Raw genomic sequence first — 6,037 nt, 5'->3', positions numbered from 1 at the left:
GCTCGGGGGTGAGGTTTGCGAACTCGTACTGCACGATGCGAGCCACCCGGAAGTGCTCGGCGTGCCAGGTCGCGAACCGCCCCATGATCGCCCGCAGTGCCTCGGTCGGGGAGCCGGCACCGCTCGCGGCCGCCAGCAGCATGTCGCGGGCGACCTCGTGGCCCTCGCGACTGAGCTGGTAGAGCAGCTCCTCCTTTGAGGAGAAGTGGACGTAGACACCTGCGGGGGACAGCCCGGCCCGCGACGCGATGTCTCGCGTGGTGGTCGCGTGGAAGCCCCGGTCGGCGAACGCCTCGGCCGCTGCTTCGAGCAGTCGGTGGGGCGCGTCCGTGACGGCGTCGTTCGACAACGCAGGCACGGTGCGTAGGGGGCTGGACATGGTTGACAGCATGCCCCAGTCATCGCACACTAAGCAAGCGCTTAGTCACCTTGGAGGAATGTCATGCCCCGCAATGTGTACGGTCCCGACCACGAGTCCTTCCGCAGCTCCGTCCGCGAGTTCGTCGAACGCACGCTGAAGCCGCGTGCCGAGCAGATGCTCGAGGTGAAGTCGGTCGACCGCGACATCTGGAAGGAAGCCGGCAAGCAGGGGCTGTTCGGCCTCGACATCCCGGAGGAGTTCGGCGGTGCGGGTGCCGATGACTACCGCTTCAACGCCATTGCTGCCGAGGAGATCGCCGGCTTCAACTTCGCCGTGTCGTCCTGCTTCGGGATCCACTCCGACGTGTGCCCGCCCTACATCGTCGACCTCGGCACGCAGGAGCAGAAGGAGCGCTGGCTGCCGGGCATGGCCAACGGTGATCTCATCTGCGCCATCGCGATGACCGAGCCGTCGGGTGGTTCCGACCTCGCAGCCCTCAAGACCACCGCCGTGCGCGACGGCGACGACTGGCTGCTCAACGGCTCCAAGACCTTCATCACCAACGGCTACCAGGCGGACCTGGTCATCGTCGCCGCCCGGACCGACCCCACCAAGGGCGCCAAGGGCATCACCCTGTTCATGGTCGAGGCGGGCATGGAGGGCTTCAGCCGTGGTCGCAAGCTCGACAAGGTCGGGCAGGAGGAGGCGGACACCTCCGAGCTCTTCTTCGAGGCCGTGCGCGTCCCCGACGCCAACCGGCTGGGCGCCGAGGGTCTCGGCTTCATCTCGATGATGCAGCGCCTGCCCCAGGAGCGGGTCGGAGCGGCGGTGGCCAACACCGCCCACGCCTTCCAGATCTTCCGCGAGACCGTCGAGTACACCAAGGAGCGCAAGGCGTTCGGCCAGCCCGTGGGCTCGTTCCAGCACAACAAGTTCAAGATGGCCGAGCTGCAGACCAAGCTCGAGGTCACCCAGGCCTACGTCGACGACTGCATCGCGGCGCACGCAGAGCAGAAGCTCAGCGCCGTCGACGCGGCGAAGGCGAAGTGGTGGTCCGCCCAGGTGCAGAACGACGTCCTCGACGAGTGCGTCCAGCTCTACGGTGGCTACGGCTTCATGAACGAGTACCGCGTGGCCCGCGCCTGGCGCGACGCCCGGGTCTCGAAGATCTGGGCAGGGTCGAACGAAATCATGAAGGAGCTCATCGGCCGCGACCTCGGGCTCTGAGGTGACCGCGGGACAGGGGGTCCACGAGGGCACGGTCGCGATCGTCACCGGCGCCTCGCGAGGTATCGGGCTCGGCATCGCCGAGAAGCTGGTGGCCGAGGGTGCCCGCGTCGTGATCACGGCACGCAAGCCCGAGGCGCTGGCCGAGGCCGTCGAGCACCTCGGCGGGGAGTCGAAAGCCGTTGGTGTGGCAGGAAATGCCGCAGACGAGGCACACCAGGACGAGGTGATCCGGGTCGCTCACGAGCGGTTCGGAGGACTCGACCACCTGGTCAACAACACCGGCATCAACCCGGCCTACGGCCCGATGCTCGACGCTCCGCTCGACGTCGCCCGCAAGATCATGGACGTCAACGTGCTGGCCGCCTTCTCGTGGATCCAGAAGGCCGTCACCGCGGGGCTGGGCCGAGGCGATCGACCAGGAGCGGTGGTGAACGTCGCGTCCATCGCCGGGCTCGGCGCCACCGGCACCATCGGTTGGTATGCCGTGAGCAAGGCCGCGCTGATCCACCTCACCGTCGAGCTGGCCTACCAGCTCGGACCCGCCATCCGGGTCAACGCCGTCGCCCCGGCGATCGTGAAGACCCAGTTCGCCCAGGCCCTCTACGAGGGCCGGGAGGAGAAGGTCGCCGCGGCCTACCCGTTGAAGCGGCTCGGCGCGCCGGAGGACGTCGCGGGAGCCGTGTCCTTCCTGCTGTCCCGTGACGCGAGCTGGGTCACCGGGCAGACCCTCGTCGTCGACGGTGGCGTCACGCTCGGGGGCAGCCTGTGAGTCCTGACCTGACAGGGCGCGGGGTCATCGTGACGGGTGCGGGCAGGGGGATCGGCGCTGCCTACGCCAAGGCGTTCGTGGCCGCGGGCGCCACGGTCGTGGTCAACGACCTCGACGCGGAGGCAGCGGAGTCCACCGCCCGCGAGCTCGGGGCCTTCGCCTGCCCCGGTGATGCCTCGAGCGAGGCGGGTGTCACGGCGCTGGTCGCCGCAGCCCGTGACCACGTGGGCGAGATCGAGGTGTTCTGCGCCAACGCCGGCGTGGCCCGCGGTGGCACCGAGGCAGTGGACGAGAAGGCCTGGGAGGTGTCGTGGAACGTCAACGTGATGGCCCACGTCCGTGCCGCCAAGCTGCTCGTCCCTCAGTGGCTCGAGCGGGGGAGCGGCACGTTCGTCGCGACCGTCTCCGCGGCGGGCCTGCTCTCCATCCCGGGTGCGGCTCCCTACGCCGTGACCAAGCACGCCGCCCTGGCCTTTGCGGAGTGGCTATCGATGACGTACGGCGACAAGGGGATTCGGGTCCATGCCGTGTGCCCCCAGGGGGTGCGCACCGACATGCTGTGGAACTCCGGTTCTGCCGGCAGGGCCCTCATGGAGCCGGGCGCGGTCGACCCCGATGACGTCGCGCGCGACCTCTTCACCGCGATGGACGACGGACGGTTCCTCGTCCTGCCCCACCCCGAGGTCGCCGAGATGTATGCCGGTCGGGCAGCCGACCCCGACCGCTGGCTTGCCGGAATGCGCCGGATGGCGGCCGCCCTCCCGGCGGTGACGATGGGCACCGACTGACAGCCGGGGCACCGACTGACACCATGGGCACGACCGACACTGACACTGACACCAGGAGACTCCGTGAAGGCGTGGCAGGTCACCTCCCTCGGCGAGCCGGCTGACGTGATGTGGTTGACCGACCGCCCACAGCCGCGCGTCCAGCCCGGCCACCTGGTGGTCCGCGTGCTGGCCGTTGCCCTGAACTTCCCGGACGTGCTCATGGCACGCGGTCACTACCAGGTGCGACCGGACCTCCCGTACACCCCGGGCGTCGAGGTCTGCGCCGAGGTGCTCGAGGTGGGCGAAGGCGTCACGGGGTTCGCCGTGGCCGACCGGGTCGTGGGCACCACGGCAGTCCCCCACGGCGGGTTGGCCCAGGTGTGCCTCATGCCCGCGACCGGCGCCTTCGCGGCACCGCTGTCGCTCTCCGACGCCGAGGCGAGCGCCCTGACGATCGGCTACCAGACGGCATACGTGGGGCTGGTCCGTCGGGCTGCCCTGCAGGCCGACGAGACGCTCCTGGTGCACGCCGCCGCGGGAGGCGTCGGCCTGGCCGCGGTGCAGGTCGGCAAGGCCCTCGGTGCGCGGGTCGTCGCCGTGGTCGGCAATGCCACGAAGGCGGACGTCGCCCGCCAGGCGGGGGCGGACGTCGTGGTCGACCGCTCCGCCGGCGACCTCGTGGCGGCCCTCAAGGAGGCGGTGGGGCCCGACGGTGCCGACGTCGTGTTCGACCCGGTGGGTGGTGCCGCCTTCGAGGCGTCGACCAAGGTCATCGCCTTCGAGGGGCGGATCGTCGTCGTGGGCTTCACCAGCGGGGCCATCCCGTCGCCGGCACTCAACCACGCCCTGGTCAAGAACTACTCGATCCTGGGTCTGCACTGGGGGCTCTACCTCCAGAGGGACCACGTCGTGGCTGAGGCTGCCCACATCCAGCTGAGGAAGTGGGCATCCACGGGAGCCATCAAACCCCTTGTCTCCCAACAGGTGCCGTTCGAGGATGCGCGCAGTGCCCTCACCCGGCTCGGGGCCGGAGAGAGCACTGGACGCATCGTGGTGCTCGGCGCCTGACGTCCGCTGCGGACAGGCGCCCGCTCAGCCCGCGAGCCCCTGGGCGACCTTCTCGAGGGCGTCGTAGGAGTCGTTGAGCCCGACCTCCATGCCGGAGGCGAGCACCATCTCGACGGTCTCGGGGGAGTCGTACGTGATCACGGCCCGAAGCGTCGTCAGGCCGTCCTGCTCGGTGAAGGTCGACTCGATGAGCGACGGCGGGCTCTGGATGTTGTCGAAGATCTCGGTGTGCACGAGACGGTCCGGCGGGTCGAGCTCGCGGTACTCGCCGGAGAACGACACCTCCTGGCCCCCCGGGGTCACCTGGGCGAAGTGCCAGCGACCCCCGACGCGGAGGTCGACCTCGCAGATGGTGACCTCGCCGTGGCCGGCGCCCCACCACTGGCGGATGTGCTCGGGGTTGGTCATCGCCTCGTAGATCAGGGCTGCGGGGGCGGCGAAGGTCCGCGTGATGACCAGCTCGCTTCCCTCGTGGGTGACGGTGGCGCGCTGGTTGGTTTCGGCAGCGGTGTTGCTCATGGCTTCTCCTCGTGGGGTGAGGTGGTGGGTGTGTCGCGGTGTGCAACCGGGGAGGCGGCTCCCTGGATGCGGGTGAGGTAGGCGTCGAGGTGGTCGAGGTTGGCCTCCCAGTGGCGGCGGTACTCCTCGAGCCACGACGTCGCGCTCTTCAGTGGCGTGGCGGTGATCCGGCAGTGGCGCCGCTGCCCGTCACGGTCCTTGGCGATCAGCCCGGCCCGCTCCAGCACGGACAGGTGCTTGGAGATGGCCGGCAGGGTCATGGCGAACGGCTCCGCGAGCTCCCCGACCGTGAGGTCGCCCCCGGCGAGGCGCTCGAGGATGGCGCGTCGCGTGGGGTCCGCCAAGGCGGCGAAGGTGGTGCTGAGCGGGTCGTGGTCCATGATCCTTAACCGATCGGTTTATTAACTGCTAAGGAAACTATCAACCCGAGGGCGTCCGGCTGTCAAGGGGTATGCCGCGTGCCCGGCGTAGCGTGGGCGCGTGCCGGGAACCCGCAGCCAGGACCTCAAGCCCTGGCTGCGCGCCCTCTTCGCGCTCCCGAACGCGTTGTACGCCAACGGTTTCGGCTGGATCCTCGGCCACCGCTTCCTGCGGCTCACCCATACCGGCCGACGTAGTGGAGAGCGCTTCAGCGTCGTCGTCGAGGTGGTGCGCTACGACAGGTCGACCGGTGAGGCGACCGTGGTGTCCGGCTACGGAAGGAGCGCCGACTGGTTCCGCAACCTCGAAGCCGGCGGGCCCGCCGCGGTGGACTTCGGACGCGGACCCAGGCGCGCGGCATACCGGGTCCTGGGGCTCGAGGAGGCGGAAGGGGTCTATGCCGCCTATGAGCGGCGCAACCTGCTCATCGCGCCGCTGGTGCGGTGGACGCTGACCGTCCTGCTCGGCTGGCGGTACGACGGGAGCGCCGTGGCCCGCCGGCGCATGGTCGCCGAGCTCCCGATGGTCGCCCTCCGACCGTCGTCGAGCGGAACCGCACGGCCGAGCGGAACCGCACGGCCGAGCGGAACCGCTCAGCCGAGCCGAAACGCTCAGTCGAGCGGGCCACCCGCGACGTAGATGACCTGGCCCGAGACGAAGCCGGCGTCCTCGGAGCAGAGGAACGCGATGGTGGCGGCGATGTCCTCGGGCTGGCCGACCCTCTGCACGGGGATCGCCGCGGCCGAGTGGGCGATGAAGTCCTCGAACGAGACGCCGAGCCGCTCGGCCGTCATCTTGGTCATCTCGGTCTGGATGAACCCCGGCGCCACGGCGTTCGCGGTCACCCCGAACTTCCCGAGCTCGATGGCCAGGGTCTTGGTGAAGCCCTGCAGTCCCGCC

At 69.8% G+C, this 6,037-nt stretch carries 9 protein-coding genes; 5 read left to right on the top strand and 4 right to left on the bottom strand.

Translation table 11 applies throughout. The features are described from left to right. Window positions 1-379 (bottom strand): TetR/AcrR family transcriptional regulator (locus AC1DVZ_RS18570; RefSeq protein WP_477619680.1); only part of this gene is annotated, 379 nt, incomplete at its 3' end. Window positions 380-442: 63 nt separating this feature from the next. Here AC1DVZ_RS18570 and AC1DVZ_RS18565 point away from each other — a divergent pair. From AC1DVZ_RS18565 to AC1DVZ_RS18550, 4 genes are all read left to right on the top strand, one after another. Further along, window positions 443-1,588: an acyl-CoA dehydrogenase family protein gene (locus tag AC1DVZ_RS18565; RefSeq protein WP_477619679.1), complete on the top strand. Its 1,146-nt coding sequence runs from the start codon at window positions 443-445 to the stop codon at window positions 1,586-1,588. Between the two features lies 1 nt (window position 1,589). Continuing rightward, entirely contained in the window at window positions 1,590-2,360 is a 771-nt protein-coding gene (locus tag AC1DVZ_RS18560; RefSeq protein ID WP_477619678.1) for an SDR family oxidoreductase, read from the top strand. Continuing rightward, the gene (locus AC1DVZ_RS18555) at window positions 2,357-3,148 is read left to right on the top strand and encodes an SDR family oxidoreductase (RefSeq protein ID WP_477619677.1); all 792 of its coding nucleotides are present in this window, start codon (window positions 2,357-2,359) and stop codon (window positions 3,146-3,148) included. The genes AC1DVZ_RS18560 and AC1DVZ_RS18555 overlap by 4 nt, the downstream gene beginning before the upstream one ends. Window positions 3,149-3,211: 63 nt before the next feature. Further along, window positions 3,212-4,198: an NADPH:quinone oxidoreductase family protein gene (locus AC1DVZ_RS18550; RefSeq protein WP_477619676.1), complete on the top strand. Its 987-nt coding sequence runs from the start codon at window positions 3,212-3,214 to the stop codon at window positions 4,196-4,198. 24 nt (window positions 4,199-4,222) lie between these two features. Here the strand turns inward: AC1DVZ_RS18550 and AC1DVZ_RS18545 are convergent, their stop codons facing one another. Together AC1DVZ_RS18545 and AC1DVZ_RS18540 are read right to left on the bottom strand one after the other, a co-directional pair. Next, window positions 4,223-4,717 carry an SRPBCC family protein gene (locus AC1DVZ_RS18545; RefSeq protein ID WP_477619675.1) on the bottom strand — a complete coding sequence of 165 codons (495 nt, stop codon included), beginning with the start codon at window positions 4,715-4,717 and terminating at the stop codon, window positions 4,223-4,225. Continuing rightward, window positions 4,714-5,097 (bottom strand): ArsR/SmtB family transcription factor, encoded by a 384-nt coding sequence (locus tag AC1DVZ_RS18540; RefSeq protein ID WP_477619674.1) that lies wholly within the window; start codon window positions 5,095-5,097, stop codon window positions 4,714-4,716. Before AC1DVZ_RS18540 ends, AC1DVZ_RS18545 begins: the two co-directional genes overlap by 4 nt. 100 nt (window positions 5,098-5,197) lie before the next feature. Here AC1DVZ_RS18540 and AC1DVZ_RS18535 point away from each other — a divergent pair, with 100 nt between their 5' ends. Then, complete coding sequence (locus AC1DVZ_RS18535) at window positions 5,198-5,776, top strand: nitroreductase family deazaflavin-dependent oxidoreductase (RefSeq protein ID WP_477619673.1); 579 nt, start codon at window positions 5,198-5,200, stop codon at window positions 5,774-5,776. Here AC1DVZ_RS18535 and AC1DVZ_RS18530 read toward each other — a convergent pair. After that, the coding region (locus AC1DVZ_RS18530) for an SDR family oxidoreductase (protein WP_477619672.1) at window positions 5,749-6,037 on the bottom strand (289 nt) is incomplete at its 5' end. The genes AC1DVZ_RS18535 and AC1DVZ_RS18530 overlap by 28 nt on opposite strands.

The sequence above is a fragment of the Pedococcus sp. P2_E5 genome (assembly GCF_056403895.1).
Note: the sequence above shows the minus strand (reverse complement) of the source record. Positions and strands in the feature narration are given on the sequence as shown.